Origin of the sequence: Haloferula sp. BvORR071 (assembly GCF_000739615.1) — a bacterium.
Taxonomy (GTDB): domain Bacteria; phylum Verrucomicrobiota; class Verrucomicrobiia; order Verrucomicrobiales; family Akkermansiaceae; genus Haloferula.
Genome location: NZ_BATP01000058.1, coordinates 21,417 through 43,854, shown reverse-complemented (window position 1 = coordinate 43,854; position 22,438 = coordinate 21,417). Strand labels below are relative to the sequence as shown.

Annotated in this window: 23 protein-coding genes; 13 read left to right on the top strand and 10 right to left on the bottom strand. The window is 62.2% G+C overall.

The window, feature by feature from the left end:
* Positions 1-7: 7 nt before the first annotated feature.
* Positions 8-724 carry a DNA alkylation repair protein gene (locus tag BV071_RS28650; RefSeq protein ID WP_052574004.1) on the bottom strand — a complete coding sequence of 239 codons (717 nt, stop codon included), beginning with the start codon at positions 722-724 and terminating at the stop codon, positions 8-10.
* Positions 725-741: 17 nt separating this feature from the next.
* Positions 742-1,935, bottom strand: a complete 1,194-nt coding sequence (locus tag BV071_RS28645; RefSeq protein ID WP_052574003.1) for an FAD-dependent oxidoreductase — start codon at positions 1,933-1,935, stop codon at positions 742-744.
* 135 nt (positions 1,936-2,070) lie between these two features.
* On the opposite strand from BV071_RS28645, the gene BV071_RS28640 reads away from it, so the two are divergent.
* The 6 genes from BV071_RS28640 to BV071_RS28615 are packed head-to-tail and all read left to right on the top strand — an operon-like array spanning position 2,071 to position 7,724.
* Positions 2,071-2,994: an FkbM family methyltransferase gene (locus BV071_RS28640; RefSeq protein WP_265595015.1), complete on the top strand. Its 924-nt coding sequence runs from the start codon at positions 2,071-2,073 to the stop codon at positions 2,992-2,994.
* Positions 2,995-3,014: 20 nt separating this feature from the next.
* Positions 3,015-3,884 carry a hypothetical protein gene (locus BV071_RS28635; RefSeq protein WP_035614840.1) on the top strand — a complete coding sequence of 290 codons (870 nt, stop codon included), beginning with the start codon at positions 3,015-3,017 and terminating at the stop codon, positions 3,882-3,884.
* A gap of 3 nt (positions 3,885-3,887) precedes the next feature.
* A complete protein-coding gene (locus BV071_RS28630; RefSeq protein WP_035614837.1) occupies positions 3,888-4,142 on the top strand; it encodes a hypothetical protein in 255 nt (84 codons plus the stop codon).
* A 24-nt stretch (positions 4,143-4,166) separates the two neighbouring features.
* The gene (locus tag BV071_RS28625) at positions 4,167-5,660 is read left to right on the top strand and encodes an MBOAT family protein (protein ID WP_035614835.1); all 1,494 of its coding nucleotides are present in this window, start codon (positions 4,167-4,169) and stop codon (positions 5,658-5,660) included.
* Between the two features lie 12 nt (positions 5,661-5,672).
* Positions 5,673-6,857: a hypothetical protein gene (locus BV071_RS28620; RefSeq protein ID WP_035614833.1), complete on the top strand. Its 1,185-nt coding sequence runs from the start codon at positions 5,673-5,675 to the stop codon at positions 6,855-6,857.
* 3 nt (positions 6,858-6,860) lie between these two features.
* Positions 6,861-7,724 carry an alpha-1,2-fucosyltransferase gene (locus BV071_RS28615; protein ID WP_265595014.1) on the top strand — a complete coding sequence of 288 codons (864 nt, stop codon included), beginning with the start codon at positions 6,861-6,863 and terminating at the stop codon, positions 7,722-7,724.
* Between the two features lie 15 nt (positions 7,725-7,739).
* Here BV071_RS28615 and BV071_RS28610 read toward each other — a convergent pair whose 3' ends face one another.
* Together BV071_RS28610 and BV071_RS28605 are read right to left on the bottom strand one after the other, a co-directional pair.
* Positions 7,740-8,525 carry an ATP-grasp domain-containing protein gene (locus BV071_RS28610; RefSeq protein WP_035614829.1) on the bottom strand — a complete coding sequence of 262 codons (786 nt, stop codon included), beginning with the start codon at positions 8,523-8,525 and terminating at the stop codon, positions 7,740-7,742.
* 149 nt (positions 8,526-8,674) lie between these two features.
* Positions 8,675-9,640 (bottom strand): glycoside hydrolase family 43 protein, encoded by a 966-nt coding sequence (locus BV071_RS28605; RefSeq protein WP_035614827.1) that lies wholly within the window; start codon positions 9,638-9,640, stop codon positions 8,675-8,677.
* 296 nt (positions 9,641-9,936) lie between these two features.
* Between BV071_RS28605 and BV071_RS28600 the strand changes: the two genes are divergently transcribed.
* A complete protein-coding gene (locus BV071_RS28600) occupies positions 9,937-10,326 on the top strand; it encodes a hypothetical protein (RefSeq protein WP_052574002.1) in 390 nt (129 codons plus the stop codon).
* A 32-nt stretch (positions 10,327-10,358) separates the two neighbouring features.
* On the opposite strand, the gene BV071_RS28595 is transcribed toward BV071_RS28600, so the two are convergent.
* The 3 genes from BV071_RS28595 to BV071_RS28585 form a co-directional block, all read right to left on the bottom strand.
* Positions 10,359-11,672, bottom strand: coding sequence for a PQQ-dependent sugar dehydrogenase (locus BV071_RS28595; RefSeq protein ID WP_052574001.1), 1,314 nt, complete (start codon positions 11,670-11,672; stop codon positions 10,359-10,361).
* A gap of 157 nt (positions 11,673-11,829) precedes the next feature.
* Positions 11,830-12,792 carry a class I SAM-dependent methyltransferase gene (locus BV071_RS28590; RefSeq protein WP_081886299.1) on the bottom strand — a complete coding sequence of 321 codons (963 nt, stop codon included), beginning with the start codon at positions 12,790-12,792 and terminating at the stop codon, positions 11,830-11,832.
* A gap of 78 nt (positions 12,793-12,870) precedes the next feature.
* Positions 12,871-14,871 carry a UvrD-helicase domain-containing protein gene (locus BV071_RS28585; protein WP_035614826.1) on the bottom strand — a complete coding sequence of 667 codons (2,001 nt, stop codon included), beginning with the start codon at positions 14,869-14,871 and terminating at the stop codon, positions 12,871-12,873.
* 202 nt (positions 14,872-15,073) lie between these two features.
* On the opposite strand from BV071_RS28585, the gene BV071_RS28580 reads away from it, so the two are divergent.
* A complete protein-coding gene (locus tag BV071_RS28580; RefSeq protein WP_035615022.1) occupies positions 15,074-15,871 on the top strand; it encodes a glycoside hydrolase family 16 protein in 798 nt (265 codons plus the stop codon).
* 79 nt (positions 15,872-15,950) lie between these two features.
* On the opposite strand, the gene BV071_RS28575 is transcribed toward BV071_RS28580, so the two are convergent.
* Together BV071_RS28575 and BV071_RS28570 are read right to left on the bottom strand one after the other, a co-directional pair.
* Positions 15,951-16,265, bottom strand: a complete 315-nt coding sequence (locus BV071_RS28575; RefSeq protein ID WP_265595013.1) for a hypothetical protein — start codon at positions 16,263-16,265, stop codon at positions 15,951-15,953.
* Positions 16,266-16,413: 148 nt separating this feature from the next.
* Entirely contained in the window at positions 16,414-17,172 is a 759-nt protein-coding gene (locus BV071_RS28570) for a zinc metallopeptidase (protein WP_081886298.1), read from the bottom strand.
* Between the two features lie 94 nt (positions 17,173-17,266).
* Here BV071_RS28570 and BV071_RS28565 point away from each other — a divergent pair, with 94 nt between their 5' ends.
* Genes BV071_RS28565 through BV071_RS28545 form a run of 5 tightly spaced genes read left to right on the top strand, consistent with a single transcriptional unit; the run spans position 17,267 to position 21,418 of the window.
* Positions 17,267-17,947 carry an SDR family oxidoreductase gene (locus BV071_RS28565; RefSeq protein ID WP_035614822.1) on the top strand — a complete coding sequence of 227 codons (681 nt, stop codon included), beginning with the start codon at positions 17,267-17,269 and terminating at the stop codon, positions 17,945-17,947.
* A 22-nt stretch (positions 17,948-17,969) separates the two neighbouring features.
* Positions 17,970-18,440, top strand: coding sequence for a hypothetical protein (locus BV071_RS28560; RefSeq protein ID WP_035614820.1), 471 nt, complete (start codon positions 17,970-17,972; stop codon positions 18,438-18,440).
* Positions 18,441-18,474: 34 nt separating this feature from the next.
* Positions 18,475-18,912 (top strand): hypothetical protein, encoded by a 438-nt coding sequence (locus tag BV071_RS28555; RefSeq protein ID WP_035614817.1) that lies wholly within the window; start codon positions 18,475-18,477, stop codon positions 18,910-18,912.
* Between the two features lie 59 nt (positions 18,913-18,971).
* Positions 18,972-19,403: a BlaI/MecI/CopY family transcriptional regulator gene (locus tag BV071_RS28550; RefSeq protein WP_052573999.1), complete on the top strand. Its 432-nt coding sequence runs from the start codon at positions 18,972-18,974 to the stop codon at positions 19,401-19,403.
* Positions 19,400-21,418: a M56 family metallopeptidase gene (locus BV071_RS28545; RefSeq protein WP_081886297.1), complete on the top strand. Its 2,019-nt coding sequence runs from the start codon at positions 19,400-19,402 to the stop codon at positions 21,416-21,418. The genes BV071_RS28550 and BV071_RS28545 overlap by 4 nt, the downstream gene beginning before the upstream one ends.
* Positions 21,419-22,023: 605 nt before the next feature.
* On the opposite strand, the gene BV071_RS28540 is transcribed toward BV071_RS28545, so the two are convergent.
* Positions 22,024-22,305, bottom strand: coding sequence for a hypothetical protein (locus BV071_RS28540; protein ID WP_035614813.1), 282 nt, complete (start codon positions 22,303-22,305; stop codon positions 22,024-22,026).
* Positions 22,306-22,438: the final 133 nt, after the last annotated feature.

Genomic DNA, 22,438 nt, shown 5'->3' with positions numbered 1-22,438 from the left:
CTTGTCGCTATGCCTTAAGACGCTTCACCACTGCGGGGCTGCTTAGCTCTTTCAGCGAATGCTTGCCGATCCACGCCGCGGTGGGATCGGCGGAAGCAGCGAGTCGCTTGGCGAGAGTCACCGCAGCGGTATTCAAGTTGATGCTGCGCTTACCGGTCGCGCGCAGCGCCATGTCCACCGCCTTCTTCACGAAGTTCCGCTCATCCGTAGCGGCGGCTTCGATCAATTTGAGACCTTCGGTAAAGGGTGCATCGTCATCCGCACTGCCGGCGAAGGCCCATAGCAGGGCAAAGGCACCGCGCTTCTCAAACTCCGGTTTGCGAGCAGCCCATTTCTTCACCATCGGCCAAGACCCGGGCACTCGCTTGAAGAGCGCAAAGCAGACGGTGTCGCAGATCGCCCAATTGTCGAAGTCCTTGCACCAGCGGTCCATCTGGGCGGCAGTGACCTTGGCTGGCTCATCCACATATCCAGCAAGGGTGCGGGCCTCGTAGAAGCCCCTGGCCCACAGCTCCTGCGCGAGCTCGTGATCCTTGCCGAGTTCCTTGGCGAGCTTCTGGATCTGGTTCATCGCCACGCCGAAGGCATGGTCGGAAGGAATGGCATAGCGGGCCATCCCTTCGAGATCCTTCTTGGTCGCGAGCTTCTTGAGACGGGCGATGATCTCATCCACGCTCGGTCGCAATTCTGGCGAGGGTGACGGCTTCGGCTTCTTCGCGGCCATCCACCTATCAGAACTCTTCAGCGCGCGGCGGCAAGGATTCCCTTCTGGTTCTCGCGCATCTGCTCGAACATCGCCCGCTGCCCGGCGATGACCCGCGACTTCACCGCATCATCCGGCGCGAGGTCGCCGTTGCCCTTTTCAAAGGTGCCGCCGAGGACCACGCCATCGGCACGGGGAAACATGTAGTAGCTGCCGTTGATCAGATTGTAGTTCACTGCAGGCTGGGGCAGGAGGATGCTGAGCTGGCCCTTGATCGGCGTGAGCTCGGAATCCGCGAAGAGCTCGCGCGCTCCGAGACCTGTGCAGTTGAAGATCGTCTGCTGGGGCAGCTTCAGGATTTCGTCCGCGCCGGCGAAGCGCCGGATCTCGACCGCACCACCTGCCACCTGGACATCGCGCAGGAGGGTCTCCAGATAGATCGAGGGATCGATCAGGATGGTGTGGAAGCGCCGCACATAGGCCGCCGGGAAAATGTGCTCGCCGGGCCCGAAATCGCGGAAGCCGATTTGGGTCTCATGCAGCACCCCGCCGGGACCAGCCAGCCAGCCATTCTCCGGTGGACCCTCGCTCAGGTAGTAGCTGGGCACCCAGCGCACACCCCAACGCGGCCCCATGAGACGCTGGAAGTAGCGGAAGGAGAAGCGCGCGGCGTCCAGGAACTGGGCGGTGAACTCCGGCGTGCGCTTGTTCGAATCGAAGACTGAGACCGGCCACCAGTGGCCCCCGGCAATGTTGGAGGTGGTGTCGGGTGGCAGCAGATCCGTGTAGAGGGTGACCTTCGCGCCGCGGAGTTGGAGCATTCGGGCGGTGCTCAAGCCGATCACGCCGCCGCCAATCACCGCGCAGGGTAGACCGGACACCAGAGGCACCAAGTTCGCCGCCAGATTTGCGCAGCCCCACGACAAGGTGATCCCCGCCCCGCCATGGCCGTAGTTGTGGACCAGCGTCTTCCCTTCCCTCTCCTCCCGCCGCACTACAAAGCCGGAGGGCCGGAAGGGCCGCAGCCCGGTTATGGTGCGGATTTCCAAAGATGGATCGACCGAGACCGGAGTGAGTGCCGAACCTTCGAGATCCTTGCGCGGGGGCGATGGAGGCGGAGGTGCGGGAGCGGGCTCGGGAGCTTTCGCTACCTCCTCGCGGCGACAGGCGGCGGTGGTGCCGGCGGCGAGACCGGCGAGGGCGAGGGAAAGACTGCGGCGGCGGTTCATCATGGATGGGCTCTTCTCACTACGGGATGTGAAGCTGGATTGAACAAGCGGTGAAGAAAAAGCCCTCCCGCCCTTTCGCTCTCTCCCCGCTTGCCCCGCCCGCCGCGGGCGGTCATGCTCGGCCCTGCCGCCGCCCCAATGAAAGTCAGCCCCTACAAGCGCCTGGAGAAAGCCTTCAAGCGCGCTTATCTCAAGCCCTTGACGCTCATACGTTACGGCACCCTCAAGCCGGAGCGGGCGAAGCTCCACGGCAGCAATCACTGGATCTACATCGACGCCGAGGATCCTTGCGCCCGCAAAAAAGTGGTGGAGGAGCCGCTGCGCGGGAAGGTCTCCGACAACCTGATTTTCTGGCGCGACTTCAACCGCCACCTCAAGCCCGACCTGATCGTCGACGTGGGCCTGAACTATGGCGAGTGCATGTTCGGCACGGATTATGAGGAAGTTACAGTCCTCTACGGCTTCGAGGCGAACCCGCGGCTGATCCCGCACCTCGAGAAGAGCAAGGCGGAGCACCCTGCCGGGCTGCGGATGACGATCACCAACTGCCTAGTCTCCGACCAAGCGGCGGAGGACATCCCTTTCTTCGTGAATCCGGACTGGAGCGGCAGCTCCTCGGCCGTGCGGGAGATGAACACCCGCCCGCAGACACTGGAATTCAAACTGACGGCCCGGACGATCGATTCCGTGGTCCCGCTGGACGAGGCACGCGGCAAGACCCTGCTCTTCAAGATGGATATCGAGGGCTACGAGTCGAAGGCCCTCAAGGGCTTCATCGAGGTCCTCGCCTCGGTTGGGCGCTCGGTCGGCTTCATCGAGTTCGACGCCCAGTACATCCGCTGGGCCGGCGAATCGCCGGAGGAGTACCTGTCGTGGCTGCAGCGCCGCTTCGATACTTATCGGGTGGGCAACATCGGCGGGAAGAAGCTCAGGAAAGTCAGCTCTTTCAACGACTTGCCAAAGCTCCACGGCGATGCCGAGCGGGTTCACACCGATCTCGTCCTCGTCGGCAAGCAGACCCCGGATGGCTGGTTGGCCCCGGAATGGAGCATCGTGGGATGAGTCAAGATTCCGGACCTCACGTGATCCCTGAACTGCCCGAATCCACCCTGACCGAGCTGGCGTCGCTGGCCGACAACCTCGACGCCCTGATCACCCGCAAGCCGCGGACCAAGGCTACCCCCTTCGATGATCGGCGGCGAGCCCTGCTGGCCAAGCACTTGGGGCGCAAGCTCCCGGAGGAGGTCGAGCTGATCACCTGCATCGGAGACAGCAATACCATGTTCTTCGCCGGAGCGGAGCGCCTGCGCTTCATCCGCTACCGCCGCAGCGCGCTGTGGAAGCCACATTGGATCAACCGCGGGCTGGATCTTCTGCCCTGCTTCCGCGCTTTCCACATTGGACCGACCACGGCGTGGAAGGCCGGCGACAAGGGCTCCTCCACCCGGGCCCGCGAGAAGCTGGAGATCCTGCTCAAGAAAGACGTGAAGCCTGGAGGCAAGGTTCTGCTCTCCATCGGCGAGATCGATTGCCGGATCCACATGGCCAAGACCATCAAGGCCGGGAAGACGACAATCGAGGAAGCGGTGGAAAAGACCGCGGCGAAATTCATCAAGCTGCTGGTGGAACTAAAGGAGCGCGGCTTCCGCCCCGCCCTCTGGGCCCTGCCGCAGATCGTGCCGAAGGACGAGAAGCTTTCCAGCCCGACCTTCCCCTTTGTCGGCTCCTACGAGCTGCGGCGGGATATCTCCTACGCGTACCTCGAGCGTTTGAAAGCCCATTGCGGTGAGCACGGGATTCCCTGCGTGAGCATCCTGGGGATGTATCACCCGCCGATGGAGAAGGCCGCCCGGGAGTTCTTCCACGACGGCACCCACCTGTCCCAGCGGCTGATGCCGCTGGCTCTGAGGGAACTTGAGAAAGCGGGAGTCCTGGAGATTCCCCACGCCTGAGTCATGAGCATTTTGGCCGACGCCGTGATCGAAGCGATCGTTTACATCAGCACCGCCCCGGCTGGCGCTGAACGCGAGGACGCGGATGCACGAGCGCTTGAATCACTCGTTCTCACCCTTCAGGACTGCGAGCCGGAGGAGAAGGAAGCTCTGAAGGCGGCGCTACTTCGCATCCGTTCCGCGGGGCGAAATGATCGCGATTTGCTCGACACGCTTGAGGCTATCGAGAGCGACATTTTCGGCGACAAGTCCGCTTGAAGCGATCGTTCGCTTTCTTCCGAGATGCTCTTCAATTCCTACACCTTCCTGCTGCTCTTCCTGCCGGTGACACTGGCGGTGTTCTTGGCGCTGCGGCGGGCGCCGTTTCGGCTGGGTCTCGGCTGGCTGGTGTTTGCATCACTCGTTTATTATGGCGTTTGGAACCCAAATCCAGATGCGCCATGGAGCCCGAAATATCTGGTCATGATCCTCAGCTCCTGCGGGGCCAACTACCTGCTAGGCAGGCAGCTATCCCGTTTGAAGCACACACAGCCGGGCAGGCTTCTATTGGGTGTTGGAATCGCCGCGAACCTGCTGCTGCTCGGCTATTTCAAATACGCCGGTTTCTTGGCCGCCACGGCTACCTGGCTCACCGGGTGGCCCGGGGATATCGCCAAGATCACCCTGCCGCTCGCCATATCCTTCTTCACCTTCCTCCAGATCGCCTACTTGGTGGATGCTTGGAAGGGCCAGACCGAGGAATACCATTTCACGGACTACCTGCTCTTCGTAACCTTCTTCCCGCATCTGATTGCGGGCCCGCTGATCCATCACCGGGAGATGATGCCGCAGTTTCGTTTGAAGCATCACGGATGGCACCGGGACTTTCCCGTCGGACTGGGGATCTTCATGTCGGGGATGTTCAAGAAGGTGGTGATCGCCGACAACATGGCGCCGATCGCGAACCCGATTTTCGGCTTGGCGGCAGGTGCCGGCCGGATGCCGACGATGGCGGAGTCCTGGGTTGGGGCGGTCGCTTACGCCCTTCAGCTCTACTTCGATTTCTCCGGGTATTCCGACATGGCGATCGGCTCAGCGCGAATGTTCGGGATCCGCTTCCCGCTCAATTTCCACTCCCCCTACAAGGCCGTTTCAATCGCTGAATTCTGGCGACGCTGGCACATGACCCTTTCCCGTTTCCTCCGGGAATATCTCTACATTCCTTTGGGTGGAAACCGCAAAGGTCCGACACGTCGCTACGTGAACCTGTTCCTGACCATGCTCCTTGGCGGTCTCTGGCACGGTGCAGGATGGACCTTCATCGCATGGGGTGCGCTGCATGGTTTATACCTTTGTTTCAATCACGCTTGGGCCGCCACAGGGCGACGTTTGTGGAAGCCTGCGGCGATCTTACTCACATTCCTAGCCGCGCTCGTGGGCTGGGTCTTCTTCCGTTCCGAAAACTTCGCCAGCGCCGGGAAGATGCTCGGCTCGATGGTCGGCGTGCACGGCTTCACGGGGATGCCGGACAAGGCGAACCGGGTAATCGCCAGCGTCCAGCCACTGTGGGTGGGACTGGCCCTGCTCGTTTGTTGGGCGATGCCGAACACCCAGGAAATCTTCGCCCGCTACAAGCCGGCCCTCCCCGTGAAGGGAGCCCCCTACCCGGCGCGGACCCTCCGCCGCTGGTGGCAATGGCGCCCCACTCCGGTGTTCGCCGCGGCCAGCGTGCTGGCTATCGTGGTGATCGGCCTACAGTTCGACAAGGTAAGCCAATTCATCTACTTCCAGTTTTAATCGACCGTTCGCATGCGCGCACTCAAACGCTACCAAGCCTTCTTCCTCGTCCTGCTGGCGATGGTGGTAGTCTCCGGCGTGGCGTTTAATACATGGGTGAATCCTTGGCGCGTGATCCCCTCTTCTCTGGCCTCGGCGAAGATGGAGCCTTACCGCGGGATTGAGCGGGATTGGACCCGCACCTGTAAGGCTGGCTTGGCGCTGTCCGGAACTTGGGACGCGGGCCTGTTCGGGTCCTCGCGGGTGGACATCGGACTGAACCCCGAGCACCCGGTTTTCGTGGGAATGAAGTGCGGGAACTTCGGCCTCAACGCCGGCCTCCTTCAGGAGAGCCACCCGATGCTCCGCTACTTCATGGAGCATGAGAGCCCCAAGCTGGTGGTGCTGGCCTTGGACGCCACCGACCTGACCACCCCGCTGGCGAAGCACAACCCGACCGACTTCGCCCTGTCCCCGCTCGACCCGAAATCAAACGTTTTAGAACGCGAGCTGCGCTACCGCGCCGGGATCTCGACCATCGCCTCCTCAATTGTCACGACCACCCGGATGGCCAAGGGCGAGCTGGCAGACCACACCCCGCAGGGCTTCCGCCGGGCGCCGGAATACCCGGATGGCCAAGCCCTCTACTACTCGACCATCTACCGGATGGCCAAGAACCACACCAACAACGGCACGGTGGATCCGGAGAAAATGGCCATGCTGGAGGACATCGTGAAGCGCTGCCGGGAAAAGGGCACGCGGCTGGTGATCTTCTTCATGCCGAACCACGCGCTGTTCCAGATGGCCTTCGCCGAGCTGGGCGACCCGGACCCCTATTTCAAGGTGGACCGGCAGGCCTTGGCTGATCTGGCTGCCCGGGCCAATGCGGGGGATCCCACCGCACCGCCGGTGGAGTTCTGGGATTTCCTGGACGGCCACCCGGTCAATACCCCCCCGATGCCCAAGGAGCAGAAAAAGGGCGCACACCCTGAGGGCTGGGTAGACCTTTTCCACGTATTGCCAGAAACCGGCAATCGGATGCTGGAACGCTTGCACGGCGGCGGGGATTACGGCGAACTCCTCGCCCCGGACGGCGTGGAGGCGCGGGTGGCGAAGGTGAAGGCGCAGTTGGATGACTATGCGGCGCGGAATCCGGAAGACGTCGACCTCCTGCGCAAGGCGCTGGCCAAGTTCCGGAAATCCCCAGGTCCCGAGTAATCAGTGAAACGAACGGTAGTCGCCATGATCAAAGGCGGGCTGGGCAACCAGCTCTTCGCCTACGCCGCGGCGCGAGCCTATTCGATCCGGACCAGCCGGGATCTGATGCTGGACGATGTCTCCGGTTACAAGAGCGACAGCTACGATCGCGCCTACAAGCTCGACCGCTTCCCGATTGCAGGCAGCGTCGCCCCGCCGCGCTGGCGCCTGGGTGATCCCAGGGGGCCACGGCACAAGACGATCCGCTCCTTCAACAAGCTGCTGCCAAATCCGCTGCGGTCCTACCTCGCGGAGGACCAGGAACAGCCGGAGACCCAGCTCACGGGCTTCATCTCGAACCGCGTGGTGGTGCGCCTGAATGGCTACTGGCAGAGCGAGAAGTACTTCTTCGAGCGGGCCTCGACGATCCGCACGGAACTCCAGCCGCCACCCTTCGAAGAGGGCAGCGCGGAAGCGGATCTGGAAGCGGAGCTGGCCGGGACTCCCTCGGTCTTCCTGCACATCCGCCGCGACCGCTATTCGCCGCGATTGGGTTCGGGCTACTACGACTCCAGCATCACCTCGGCGCTCTCAACCTTGGGCACCTGCCGTTTCGAAGTCTTCGGCGACGATCTGGGTTGGGCACAGCAGTATCTGGATTTCCACGGCGCGCCGGTGAGGTATCACGAAGCCTCTGCGGAGGAACTGGTCGACTTCCGGCTGATGGCCGCCTGCCGGCATGCGATCGTGGCGAACAGCTCCTTCTCCTGGTGGGCGGCGTGGTTGAGAAGACACGCGGACAAGCGGGTCTTCACGCCCTCCGATCCGGGCTGGCCGCTGAAGCCGGGGAGCGAGTGGACGAAGGTGCCGAATCGGCTGGAGTATTGAGAGCTTAGGTTTCCCTCAACCTACAGCGTTGAACCGGTCCTCCAGAGCCATCACCAAACGCGGGACATCCGCGGCGTAAAAGGCGGAGGAGTTGAGGGTGTTGATCTCCACGATCTTGAGGTCATCGGCGGTCTGGCAGGCATCGATGACGAAGGCCTCGTGCGAACACCATTCGCGGATGCGGTCGGTAACGAAGGAAGTCATGGAGTTGGAGACATTGCCTTCGCGAGTGGGCTGGCCGTCGCGCTCGTACGGAGAGCTGGCGATGATCTCACCGGCGACAACCCAGAAGCGGCATTCCTCGGAGATGGAACGTGGCTCGGAGATCTGGATGAGGGTCTCCGGGGTGAGGCTGGTGCCGTGAGTGGGGTTGGGGGCGCAGATGGATTGCTGCAAAGCGAGGAACTCGCTCCGTTCGAAGACGCGGCCGGTGAAGTATTTCGTGTCCTTCACAGGGCGGACGAACATGCGGGAGTCCGGGAAGCTGGCATCGCGAACGGTCGTGACCCGTGATCGGGAGTTGAGGAGGTGATCTCCCCAGTGCACGCGTTGTTGTTCGAAATCTTGGTCGAAGAGATCGAAGATGCCGGGGTTCCATTCCTGCTTCGCGGCGTAGTGGCGCATGGAGAAGGAGCCCATGCCGATCACGTTGAGGTGAGCGAGCTCGGGCTCAGGGACGAGGTCGCCGATGACGGGGACGACATCGTGGAGAGAGTGGCTGATGCCGAAGCGCTCAAGCGTATCAAGCAACCAGCTCCCGCCAGGCTCGGAGAAGAATCCACGATGGATGATCCAGTGCATGGAATGCGGGAATCCGATGCCTTCGATAAGGAGCGGGGGCCTTACTGCCCCCGGTGAGATCCCTAACAGCGAATCTCAATAGGTGCTTCTCCCGACCGGTACAGGGGACAGTAAGGTCCCCTCTCCTTATCGGCTGCGGCACTGGTAGCTTAGGGCTTGTTCGCCGGGACGCCTTCCTTGGTAATCTTCACGGGCTTGATCTTGCCGTCGGCTTCGAACTCCATCTTGTCGATGCAGGTCACGCGGTGGTTGCCGTCCTTATCGCCGAGCGGATGTCGGTGATAGACGATGTAATAGCTATTATCCTTGGTGTGGATCACCGAGTGGTGGCCGGCCCCGGTGCCGATCGCAGGGTCCGACTGGAGGATGGTGCCGATGCGCTTGTGCGGCCCCATGAGCGTATCGGAGATGGCGTAGGCCACTTTGTAGTTCGGACCGGTCCAACCGCCTTCGGACCACATGAAGTAGTACTTGCCGTTCTTCTTGAAGACGAAGGGTCCTTCCACGTAGCCCTCCGGGGTGATCTCCTTGAAGGTCTCCCCGTCCGCAAATGGGATGAAGCCGGTGAAGTCGGGCTTGAGCTTGGTGATGTTGCAGTGACGCCAGCCGCCGTAGATGAAGTAGTAGGAGCCGTCGTCATCCTTGAAGACGAAGCCATCGATCGGCTGCGCGCCGTGGTAGAACTTGTCGATCAGCGGCTTGCCGAGCAGGTCCTTGTAGGGACCTTCCGGCTTGTCGGCCACGGCCACGCCAATGCCACCTGCCTCGTTGTCATTCTGAATATCGTTCGCGGCGAAGAAGAAGTAGTACTTCTTGTCCTTCTCGATGATCGATGGCGCCCACATCGCGCGCTTGGCCCACTTGATGTCACCCGTGTCGAAGATCTTCTCGTGCTTGGTCCACTTCACCAGGTCCGGCGAGGAGAAGGCATCGAAATGGGTCTGCTGCTCGTAGGGCGCGGAGAAGGTCGGGAAGACCCAGACTTCGTTGTTGAAGACGATGGCCTCCGGGTCCGCGTACCAGCCTTCGAAGATCGGATTGCCGGAGGTTTTCTCTTCAGCGGAGGCGGACACGGCGAGGGTCAGCGAGAGGATCAGGGTGCGGAGCGGATTCATGGCCAGTGGAGTAGGGCGTCCGCCGGGCGAACACGTTTGAAGGACTAACACCGCGTTCGAAGCCGGGGCAAGCGCGGGATTGAGGAAGCTGCGAAGGAGGCACGGAAAACTCCCACGATTCGGAAAACGGAGAGTCGACATCCGACATACGGCGGAGACCCAGGCACAATTGTGGCGCTGGCGCCGTCCCAGCGAACCATCTAAAGAGCCGGCAGGATGAAGCCAGTCCATCGCATTTCGCTTCAGGTCTTCGCGGACTACCATCAGTTCTACATCTGGGATCCCGAGCTGTCAGGATGCATGCTCCCCGCGACTACACGCAAGAAGACATCGCACATCGGGTCAAGGCAACAACGGGAGTGGTGGTGGTTCAGCCGCTGCGCAACACGGAGGTGCCGGTTGAGATCAGCATTTGGAACCGCGAGCCCACAATCCACTTCGCCGAATGGCAGCATGTTGTCGTAGCCCCCTTGGAAATCACGAGTGGCACAATCCAGATCCACGAATGCACGGGAGGGGCGCTCGCCGAGCTAGGCGTAGAGCCAGGCCACTACACGGCCCGCATCCTGTTCAATGGCCTCGGCACCCTGTCGGAAGATGGGCTCAAGGGACGGGATTTTTACTCGGTTCAGATTTGGCCCGGAGAGACGCCCGATCTGAAGGTCTTCAAAAGTTGGGAGGGCTAAGCTGAACGAGAGGGCGGCCAGGCCGCACTGGATCAGCCGCTGCTCTCGACGGCGTCCGGCTCACTCACAGGGTCGGCAGAAGGCAGCTCCAAGTCACCCGGCTCCGGCAAGGGCTCGACGCCGAGATCCTCGGTCATCTCCGTTTCCACCAGCACCGGCAACTCTTCCAAGGTGTAGATCACTGAAGGCGAGTGGGAGAAGATCAGCGGCTCACCCTCGGCATCCTGCGCGATGACGGTGGGATTGATTCGCAGGTCGCCTTCCGGGGCGAACAGCTGGCGAACCGCGGTGGACTTGCTCGTGGCCGGATCCCAAGACAGTGCCCAGAGCTTGCCCATGCCCCAATCACCGAAGAGGTAGCGACCACCCAACGAGGGCATGCGGCTGCCGCGATAAACGAAGCCGCCGGTGACGCTGATACCTTGGTCGTGGCCGTAGGCGTGAATCGGATCGATATAGGGACCGCCCTCTTCCGGGGCCGCCTCGCGGGCTGTTAGACGGCCCGGGCCGTCGCGCTCGCTCCAGCCGTAGTTGCCGCCTGGCTTGATCAAGTTGACCTCTTCCCAGCGGTCCTGGCCGACATCACCGCACCACAGGGTACCGGTCTCGCGGTCGAAAGACATCCCCCAAGGATTGCGCAAACCATAGGCGTAAATCTCGTCGCGGGTCTCCTGGCGGCTGCCGAAGGGATTGTCCGGCGGGATCCGGTAGGCGAGACCAGCGCTGCGGCCATCGATATCGAGGCGCAGGATCTTGCCGTGGAGCGCCCAGAGGTTCTGCCCAAGGCGGTAGGGATCGTCGCGCAGGCCTCCATCACCGATGCCGACATAGAGGAAACCATCCGGCCCGAAGGCGATGCCCCCACCCCAGTGATTTCCCAGCGGGTGCGGGTATTCGAGGATAACCCGCTCGGTGCGAGGATCGGCGCGAAACTCCTTGCCCTCCGGCACCACGAATTCACTGAGCACGGTGCGGCGCGGTCCGCGCTGCGAGTAGCAGACATAGACCCTGCGCGTACTGGCGAAGTTCGGGTGGAAGGCGAGGCCGTGCACACCTTCCTCGAACTCGACCTCCTCCTTCATCTTCTCCCGCAGATCGAGGAAGAGCGAGGAGTCCGTCGCTTCACGGTCTTGGGGCAACACACGGATCTGCCCGCGCTGGAGGGCGACCACGATGCGCTTGTCCGCGTCCGGCGTGACCGAGGCGGCGGTAGCGTTGTCGTCAAAGACGAGATTGGGGAAAGCACGCTGCAGGCGCAGCGGGGTCTCGGGACGGGCGGATGGCTCTTGCGCGGATGCCACTGCCACGGTGATGGCGGCGCCCAGACAGAAAACAGCAGCTCTCATCGGAAATCAGGTGACTTGGAAGTCTGGCCTCAGGGGGGAGACGACGAGGCGGACGCTAGCGCATTCCGTGCCTGGCGCGAGCGGGTAAATTAGAAATTTTCGCCAGATTTGAAAGAATCACAGAAAACCGCCGGGGTCGTGCATTCCGCGACCCAACTCAGAGCTTCAGCAGGTAGATGCTACCCCCGGCGCTCTTCCCCGCAAGCGGCAGACTTTCCGCAATCAGGCCCCCGAATTCCGAGGCGACGTAGCTGTTGAAGAAGTGGATCTCCCAAGACTCATTGTGAGCCAGGAAGGCCCGGAGCAGATACAGCTCGTTCCAGTTGCGCTCCTGCTGCAACCACTCCTCCGGATACTCGAAGGGATAGAAGATGTCGTGGAAGTGGACGAAGACGCCCGAGGGCAGGTGGGGCAGAACCTCAAACATCAGGAACTGCAAGTCGCCCCCGCACTTGATGACGTGGCTGGAATCGATGAAGAGCAGGTCCCCGCCCTGCAGGGTGCGAAAAACCCCGATCGGGACTTCCTGGACCTTCTTCTCCAGGATGGTGGCGCGATCCGGATCGTCGTTCCGCAGCAGGCTCTTCAAACGCTCCGGATAAGGCTCGACGAAGGTGAGCTCTACCGGATGGCTGAAGAAGCGGTCGATCGTGTCCAGCATCACCGCGGACGAGAAGCCCGAGCCAACCTCAATGATCCGCCGTGGCTGATGCTTGCGCAGCAGGCAGTGGAGGTAAACCGCATCGGCATGGCCGAACCACTCGTTGCGGAAGAAATAGCGGAAGTCTTCCGCCTGCGCTTCAGGGAAGGGAATCTCCGCGTGATAGGTGGCGAATTCCCGGAGCAGCACCTCCTGCCCTCGGCGATTCATCTCGATATCGGGCATCGAGGACAGCTCACCCCGCTTCAGCTCGATCTGCCGCAGCACCTCCGCCTTGTCGGGAATCGGCGAGTAGTAGTGCCCCGCCGCCCAGCCGCCCTCCTTCGCCAGCAAGGCGTAGAGATCCTTGACCTCCGTCTTCAGTGCATCCCTCTCTTCACGGAGAGCGGCGAGTTCCGCGGTCAACGCATCCTCATCGGGTGCTGAAACATGAGAGGATGAAGGGGGAGGATTCGACATCTGGATTCGCCGCCCAGTCTATCAACCGAGCAGGAAAATCAAGACCCGATCCCCTCACGTCATCGCGAGGAGCGAAGCTCAGCTATTCAGGAAGTCCTTCATGCTGCCGAAGAAGTTGTCGAGCTCCCCGTCATCCGCCTCAGCACCCATGATGTCGTCGTAGCAGGTGTGGATCAGATACTCGTCATCCAGCTCCATGAGGAAGGTGCTCGGCAGGCACGAAACTGGCTGGCCCCACTTCTGGCGGAGCGTGCAATAGGTCATCGTCAGCTTCTTCTGGGCGCGGGTGATGCCGACGTAGAGCAGGCGGCGCTCCTCGTCCTTCGTTCCTTCCGTGACGCTGCGCTGGTGAGGCAGCACACCTTCCTCCAAGCCGACGAGGAAGACGGTGGGGAACTCCAAGCCCTTCGAAGCGTGGAGGGTGATCAAGGTGGCACCGGACTTCTTATCCAGATCGTCGTCCTCGCGGTCGGAAGCCAGCGCGCTGTCGTCGAGGAACTTGCGCAAGGTCTTGCCGCGCTCCATGGCCTTGCCCAGCTCTTGCAGGACATTGCCGATGCCCTCGTTGCGGTTGAGCTTCTCCTGCTCGGTCTTGCAGCCGCGCTCCAGCCAGGGGATGTACTCGATCTCGTCGATGAACTCCTTCATGACGTCCTGGGCCGGCATGACCTTGGCATCGACCTTCATCTTGGCCGAGAGCACCTGGGCAGTGAAGGTCTCGACGGAGTTCCTCGCCTTGGTGGAAAGCTGTTCGAGGAAGCCTTCGTCGCAAAGCGCGCGCCAGACACTCGCACCGATCTCGCGGCTATAGTCGGTGGCCAGCATCGCGGTGGACTGGCCGATGCCGCGCGGCGGGGAATTCAGGATCCGCAGCAGCGGCACGTCTGCCTCCGGATCTTCTAACAGAGCTATGTAGGACAACAAATCCTTCACCTCGCGGCGGTCGTAGAAGCTCTGTGCTCCGACCATACGGTACGGGATCTTGCGCTCGCGCAGCGCCTCTTCCAGCTTGCGGCTCTGCTTGTTGGTGCGGAAGAGGATCGCGAATTCTTCCCAGGGAAGATTGCCGCGGGCCTTGTCCACCAGGATCTCCTCCGCAATGAAGGTCGCCTCCTCCTCATCCCCGGGCATGCCGACGGCGCGCACCGGCTCACCGCCGAGGATGGTGGACTTCAGGGACTTCTCGCGGCGCCCGACATTGCGGCGGATCAGGCTGTTCGCTGTGTGCAGGATCGCATGGGTCGAGCGGTAATTCTCTTCCAAGAGGATCACCTTCGGATTCGGGAAGAAGCGCTCGAACTCGAGGATGTTCGCACTCTCGGCACCGCGGAAGCCGTAGATCGACTGGTCGTCATCACCCACCACGCAGACGTTGTAGGGCGGACCCACCAGTTGCTGCAGCAGTTGCATCTGCAGGCCGTTGGTGTCCTGGAATTCGTCCACCGTCACGTATTTGTAAACGTGGCGGAAGTAGTCGCGCACATCGCTGTGCTCCCGCAGCAGTTGCTCCGCAAGCAAGAGCAGGTCGTCGAAGTCCACGGCATTCTGCGCACGCATCTCATTCTGATACGCCACTGCCAGCGAGGAGAAGAAATCATCCTCCATGTCCTCCAGCGGGATCGCCTTGTTCTTGGCCCTCGAAATCTCCGCCAGCACGGCTTCCGCCTTCACCTTCTCATCGGCGCCACCCATGCGGACCACGAGCTGCTTCATGATGCCGACCTGATCGCTGCCCGAGCAGATCGAGAAATTCTTCTTGTAACCCAGCTTGTGGATGCCGCCGCGCAGCAGCCGCACGCAGAGCGAGTGGAAGGTGCAGACGGTCATCGCCTCCGCCTTCTTCTTCGAGACCATGCCACCGATGCGCTCGCGCATTTCCGCGGCGGCCTTGTTGGTGAAGGTCACTGCCAGGATATTCTCCGGCTGGATGCCGCGCTCGAGCATGTTCGAGATCCGGCAGGTCACTGTGCGCGTTTTTCCGGTGCCCGCGCCGGCCAGGATCAATACAGGTCCATCCAAGGAGGCCACGGCATCCCGTTGGGCCTTGTTGAGTGAGTCGAAAGAGAAACCGGCTGCCATTCCGCGGGCGGGATGAGAGCGGGTGGCAGGGAGTTTGGCAATCCAACGGGTGAAGAAAGCGGCAAGCTCTTCCTGTCCCGTTGAATCTCAAGCATGAGCGACGCAGGAAAGCCGCCTTGATGGGATCCGGGACAGCAGCCAAGCTTTCCGGCGATTTACCTTGAAAGACCCGGCTGCCCGCTGATGTAATTTTATGCACAACATGAAACCCATCCTCTTCTCCCTGTTGCTCCTCGCTCCCCTCGCCCACGCCGCACCCGAGGGCTGGAGCCAAGTCTGGGCGGATGAATTCGACGGCAAGGAAATCGACTTCTCCAAGTGGGGGGTCGAGGAAAACGGCCACGGCGGCGGCAATGGCGAGATGCAGTACTACATGGACCGGCCGGAGAACATCCGCGTCGAGAACGGCATGCTGGTAATCGAGGCCAAGAAAGAGAAATTCAACAACGCCGGGGTCCAGAAGGATTACACCTCCGGCCGCATGCGCACTCACCGCCGCGCGAGCTGGCTTTACGGCCGCTTCGAGATCCGGGCGAAGCTCCCGGAGGGCGGCAAGGGCGTGTGGCCGGCCATCTGGATGCTCCCGGCCACCCAAAAATACGGCGGCTGGGCGGCCAGCGGCGAGATCGACATCATGGAGCAAGTCGGCCACGAGCGCGACACCGTGCACGGCACCCTGCACTACGGCGGCGGCTGGCCGAAGAACGAGCACACCGGCGAGCCCTTCAAGCTCAAGTCCGGCAACTTCGGCGACGACTTCCACGTCTTCGCCCTGGAGTGGGAGAAGGGCGAGATCCGCTGGTACGTGGACGGTGAACTCTACCAGACCCAGACCAAGTGGAACAGCGCCAACGGACAGTTCCCTGCCCCCTTCGACCAGCCCTTCTACATGGTCCTGAATCTCGCCGTGGGCGGCGGCTGGCCGGGGCCGCCGAATGCGGATACCAAATTCCCGCAGAAGCTCACCATCGACTACGTGCGGGTGTTCCAGAAGAAGTGAGCGGGGCTCTGCGCCCCTCACCCCGGACAGGTCCTATAGAACTTATAGGACCTATCGCAGCGAGAACCCGCCTCCAATCTCAAGACGTCGCGGGGGACGGCAGCTCGGGACGAAGCGGCACCACCCGCATGGCACCGGCAGACTCCCGGCCAACCCGTGGCAGCAAGGCGATCTCGATGGAGAGGCGCTGGCCGCCGATGACCGTCTCGAAGAGATTCACCTCGTCTCGCGCCGCGAAGGAGAGCAGCTCAATCGCCGCCTTCATGAGGTTTTCGCGCAGCGGCTGCAGGTGCGTCGGCAAAGGGTCGAAGGGCATCTCAGCCGCAGCGTGCTCGTGCTGATCGTGGTCGGCTGCGGAGTGATGATCAGGGGAACCGGGTAGTGGGAACATCATTTGGGCAGGGCTTGGGCTCTGCCGCCGGAAGAGGTGCGGTTAAGTCATACTAAGCCACAACTCCTCCGCATCTCAACGGAAATCCGCTTACGTGAAAAAGTAGGTAAACCGTTTTCGCGTCGCGACATTAGACGCCCCCTCGCGAAGCTCAGCCGCGATTGTCGCGCTGGCCCAGAAGCATCATCACGAGGTAGGCGGCCTGGGCTATCGCGCCGATGGCAGCGGAGACGTAGGTCATGGCCGCCCAGAACAGCGCGTTCTTGGCCGTCTTGTGCTCCATCTGGTTGGCGACGCCGCTCTTCTCCAGCCAGACCAAGGCCCGGCGGCTGGCATCAAACTCCACCGGCAGAGTCACCACCGCGAAGAGGGCGGTAACCACGAAGGCGCCAGCCCAGATCATCAGCATCATCGGCGACTTGAAGAAGGCCAAGCCCCCGAAAGCGAACAGCATCAGGTACTGCTGCAGGGTGCTGGCGATATTCACCACCGGCACCATGGCCGAGCGGAAGCCGAGCCAGGCGTAGGCCTGCTGGTGCTGCACGGCGTGGCCGCACTCGTGGGCCGCCACAGCAGCGGCCGCCACAGAGTTCGCGTGATACACCGGCTCGCTTAGATTCACGGTCTTGTTCGCGGGATTGTAGTGATCCGTCAGATGACCGGGCACGCTGATGACTTGCACGTCATTGATGCCGTTCTGGCGGAGCATCGCCTCGGCGACCTGGGCGCCGGTCATGCGCATCGGAATCTGCGAATACTCGGCGAAGCGCCGCTTGAGCGTTCCGCTGACGGCCATGCTCAACAGGAATGAAGCCCCGATGATCAGCCAGTAGCCGATCCCAATCCCATGCCCGCCCCCCGGCTGCTGTTGCTGGAACTGCGCGAGGAGTCCGTAAAACTCGAAAGTCATCTAGGAACGATAGGGAAAAACCCCGTGCGTGCAACTTGCATACGGGTGGAATTACTGCCTTCATTTTCAACTTGGCTTCCCTACCCTCCCGAGCATGAAGCATGTTTTGATCACCGGCTGCACGCGCGGCCTCGGATTGGCGATGGCCCGCGGCTTCGCCGCCAAGGGCTGGACGGTCTCCGGCTGCGGGACGAATGGCAGCGCGGCCGCCGCCCTCGCCAAAGAGCTGGGCGAGAAACACCGCGTCACCCGCTGCGATGTGACTTCCGCGGAGGAGGTTGCAGCCTTTGCGGCGGACATCCTAGCCGGGGTGGGCGCGCCCGATCTGCTCCTGAACAACGCCGCCCTGATCAACCGCAATGCCCCGCTCTGGGAGGTGCCGCCGGAGGATTTCTCTCGCGTGATCGACGTGAACCTCAAGGGCGTCCACCTGATCTGCCGGGGCTTCCTTCCCGCCATGATCGCCCGCGGCACTGGAGTGGTGGTGAATTTCTCCTCCGGCTGGGGCCGCTCCACCTCTCCTGAGGTAGCCCCTTACTGCTGCACCAAGTGGGGTGTGGAGGGCCTGACCAGCGCGCTGGCGCAGGAGCTGCCCGCCGGACTGGCTGCCGTGGCGCTGAATCCGGGGATCATCGATACGGACATGCTGCGGAGTAGCTTCGGCTCCGCCTCCTCCGCCTATCCCGATCCAGCTCACTGGGCGATCAAGGTGGTCCCCTTCCTGGAGAAGCTGGGGGCGAAGGACAACGGCGCGGCGCTGACGGCACCGCAGTGACGATGGCCAAAGCCTGCCAACGATGTTCCCCATCGCCCTCTTCTTCGGATTCGCCCTGTTCTTCATGAACACCGAGATCGTCGCGATGCATGGCAGCTTCGTGCAGCGGCTCGATCTTCCTGGAGCGTCGATCGTCCCTTGGCTGCCAGCCATCGCCACGGCGGTCTTTGCCCTCGCGGTATTCGGGCTCAGGCGGGTGAGAACAGGGCTGTTCCGTGTAGCCGGCTTCATTCTCGCTCTCTCCCTTTGCAATATGCTCCCCCTCTATACCGTTGAGCTCTTCAAACGCGCCACTGTGCCCATCCGCTTGACGGCGAGGCCCAATCAGGAGTCTCGCGCGAAGCTCGACGCGGCCTATCCGATGAGGCGAGCCTTCCCTCCTTCATCTTCGGCCAAAGGCGTGGTGATGCTCGTGCGCCGCGAGGACTACTCGAAGGCGATGGCGCAATTCGCCACGGAGCTGGTTCTGCATCAAGGTAGTGAATACCCCTGACGGGACCCGGTTTGTTAGATCATCCCCCGCCCCCATGACCGACGAGGAATTCCTGCGCGCCTTCCTGGACCAATCCCTGCCGCTGGAGGAGTGGAACCACCGCGCGCATCTGAAGGTGGCCTATCTCCACCTCTTGCAGCATCCCTTCGAGGAAGCGCTGGCGAAGGTCCGTGCCGGCATCCGCGCTTACAATGCGGCCCATCGCATCGAGGACACACCCACCGGCGGCTATCATGAGACGCTGACCTGCGCCTGGCTGCAACTCGTGGCGAGCACCCTGGGCCAATTCGGACCGGCCGAGGATGCCGATACCTTCCTCAACACGCAGAGCCAGCTCGCGGGGAAACGAGTGCTGCTGTTCTTCTATTCGCGGGACCGGATCATGTCCGCCGAGGCGAAACAGGAATTCCTCCCGCCCGATTTGACACCGCTGCCAGCAGCCTTGGACGAGCCGGGCGGCCTGAAGAAATAAAAAATAATCCTTGAGCCCTCGCCGTCTTCGCGACTTTCTGGTAACAGAAGGCGCGAACCATGGCCCAGCCCGAGTCCAACAGCACCCCGACCTACCCCTCCCTGTCCCGCAGGGAACGGGAAATCGTAGAGATTATCCATCGCTTGGGGACCCCGACCCTGAGCGAGATCATCGCGGAGATGAGCGACCCGCCAGTGCGGGCCGCGGTCCGCACCCTGATGAACATCCTGGAGAGGAAGGGCCACGTCACCCACGGCAAGGCTGGCCGCGAGTTTGTCTACCAGGCGACCCGCAGCCGCGAGCGCGAAGGCGGCTCGTCTCTGAAGCGCCTGCTCTCCACTTTCTTCAAAGGTTCTCTCAAAGACGCGATCGCCTGTCACTTCGAGGAATCGCCTGACTCGCTCAAGAAGAGCGAGCTTGACGAAATCGCCGATCTGGTAGATCGACTTAGAACCGACTCTTCTCCTCCCAAGCGTCCCCCACGCTCATGAGTTCCGCCTTTGGCGTCATCTGCGAATCCATGCCCCTCGTCACAGGGGTGGTCCTGCTGGCCTTGCTGGCGACTCCGAAACGGACGTCCGCCACGGCCCGCCATCAGGTGCTGGTCGTCGCCGCGACGCTTTCCCTCGCAGCTCCGCTCTTGCTGCGCTGCATGCCGGATTGGCAGGTGCTGCCGCGCCCGAATGCGCCGGTGATGGCCGTAGTGGCCTCCGCCTATCAAAAGGAAGCCCTCCCCGTCGCAACGGGCAGCGTCGCCCTTGGAAGTCCTTCTGTCAGCGCGGCGCCGGTGCATCCAGCACCTGCAGCGGATGGCTATCGGCGCTGGTTCCGTGTGGCCGCTGTGCTCTGGCTCGCGGGCGTCGGCGTGGCCCTGCTGAGGATTGCTCTGAATGCCGCAGCCCTGCGCCGCTGGGTTCTTGGCTCCGTGGCGCCGACCCAAGAACTGTTGGACTTGGCAGCCACGATCCCGGGGCCGCCGGTGCGCTTGCGGATCGTAGAGGGGCAGGGTGATGCCTTCGTCTACCGCATCTTTTCCCCGGTGGTGGTGCTGCCGACCTCAGTCGCAAGCCTGCCGGAGGAGCAGGTCCGCATGGTCTTGGAGCACGAACTGGCGCATGTCCGCCGGCGCGATCCCTTGTGGGCTTGGGTTTTCGAGATCTTCAGGACCCTTTACTGGTTTCATCCGCTGGCATGGCTGCTGGTAAAGCGCAGCCATTTGGCGCGGGAGATGGCGGCCGATGACTTGGTGCTGCTCGATGGGCGCGATGCGGAAGCCTACGCCGCTTGCCTGGGCGCTGCGGCGCTCCGCCACCGGACCCAAGCTCCTCCGCCCTCGCCCGCGCTGGCTTTCGCGCGCCAGCACCCGGTGATCTCCCGCCTGCATGCCATCTTGGACAGCACACGGCGGCGCAAGGCACCCAGCACGAGCGGCTGGCTCGCCGTGGGACTTCCTTTGGCAGCCCCTGCCCTCGTGATCGCCTCGCTCGGCTTCAAAGCGGCAGCGGAGGCGCAGCCAGCACAGCGCACCACTCGAAAGGCCACAGTACGACACGCCGCGACGCCCAGCTTGTGGTCGGACCTGGTGGAGCCCTTGGTCGCCAGCGCCTTGCCGGAAGCGCAACCATCTGTCGCAGTTGCCGCGCCAGTAACTCAGCCCGCCTCCCCGCCTCAGATCTTGCCGGTGCTACAAGCTCCCGCCAGCCAGGATCTTCGTGCGGCCAGGATGCCATTGACCTACACCTCGCGTAGGGGCGAACCCGAACCATCGAACTTCCCCGTCTCCTTGCCAGAGGACTCAGCGAGTCACAGCGCGCCTCTCGCACCGGAGCCGATGGCGCGTGGTTTCGGTTTCAGGCGCCCGGTTCCCCCGCCTCCTCCCGCAGCTCCCTCTGAAGGACCAGGCACCCCGCCAACCAAGACACCTACCCCGACGCCCCCCGTCGGCCCGGAGCAGCCTGAAAGCAATCCCAAGCCGCCGGCAACCACGCAACCGGATCAACCGGAGCCCGATACAGGCTCCCATCCCGGCACTGACACGGGCTCCGATCCGGGCACCGATACCGGGTCGGGCACCGATACCGGCTCAGACCCGGGGAACGGCGATGGGGGCGAGACCACTCCACCCGATGATGGCCCCAGCCATGGCCCGGATGATGTGACCTGGCCGCCGCAACCGTCCTTCCCCTCTACGCAGCCACCTCCTTCCTCCGGGACACCTGAATCCGGAAATCTGCCGGCGCTGCAAATCATCCCCTTCACCAGCGACGACGGTTCCCATTTCGCCGTCACTTGGACCGTGCCTGAGGCGGCAGCGGATACTTGGTATCCTGAGATTTCAGCGGATCAAAGCACTTGGACCAGCGATCCCGACCTGCTCGCCGTCGATGGTCCCATCCCCGAGGATTCCGGGGTGGTTCGTTTCATCGCCATCATCCGTGAGCCCATGCCCGGCTCCCTGCGCTTCCTGCGGCTTACTGACACGCCGGGATGGTCGGATTCGGAGTAGGAGGCGAAAAAGAATAAGAAATTATTCTTTTCCCGTTGACGGTCGAGCCGTTTGGGTCCATTGCTTTGCACAGATGGACGCACTCCGCAAAATCATGGTGGTCTTGGCCGACTCCGCAGTCGGTCGCGTCACCGTGAAAGGCCGCCTGCGCGGCTTCTTGCGATTCAGTGCGACCTGACATTTTCCCGCTGCCGCTGTCGAACCGGGGGGATCGATAAGCAGCAGCAAGGAATCCGCCGGTGCTCGGGGAGGGGCACCGGCGGTTTTTTTTCCCTACAGAGAAAAGGACATCCTCGAAGCTGGCACAGTCATCCAGCACGGCGGAGGGACCTACAATTTGCCATTTAAGGCGAAGGTCACTCACATGTCCCGAGGCACCGGGGCGCCGGGACACCCCCAGTTCACCATTGAAGAAATGAGAACAAAGGATCGCAGAATCGGAGTTCGAGTCTTCCTCTCGGTCAGCTGTGTTACCTGATCCGACTCACCGTGGATTCCGCGGGAGCCGTGAAGCCTTCCAAGTTTTCTGACGCGTCGGCGAACGAAGCAACGGGACCACCGGCAAGCCAAGATGCTCAGCTCCGCCGGACCGATCAACAATCTCCTCAAGTGATCCTCTCAGAAGAACCATAGGGCACCCACTGTTTTAACCGGTCATTGAATTCATCGTCACTTAACGCTCCCTCTTGGGGCCAGACGCCGTGCCAGAAACTAACACTTTTCATCTTTCCTATGGGGACCTTGAAAGCCTTCCAGAAGATGTGAATAAGTAAATACTCGCTGAGTTCTCCCCCCAGCCTCTCGTTAGCCAACCTCGCCAGATCGGAAGGAAGCATCACCTCCCCCCTTTTCCGAATTTCCGCGATTACTTCGTCCAAGCTGTTCATTTGAGAAAACTTTCACTTCACTCTCAGCCATCTGGGTATTGGAACATTTTATTTTCTTCAATCAATACCCTCCTCTCCCAAGCCATGCTGGGTGCGGGAGTGACGCCTTTGCCGATGGAAAAGGTGCTCCCCT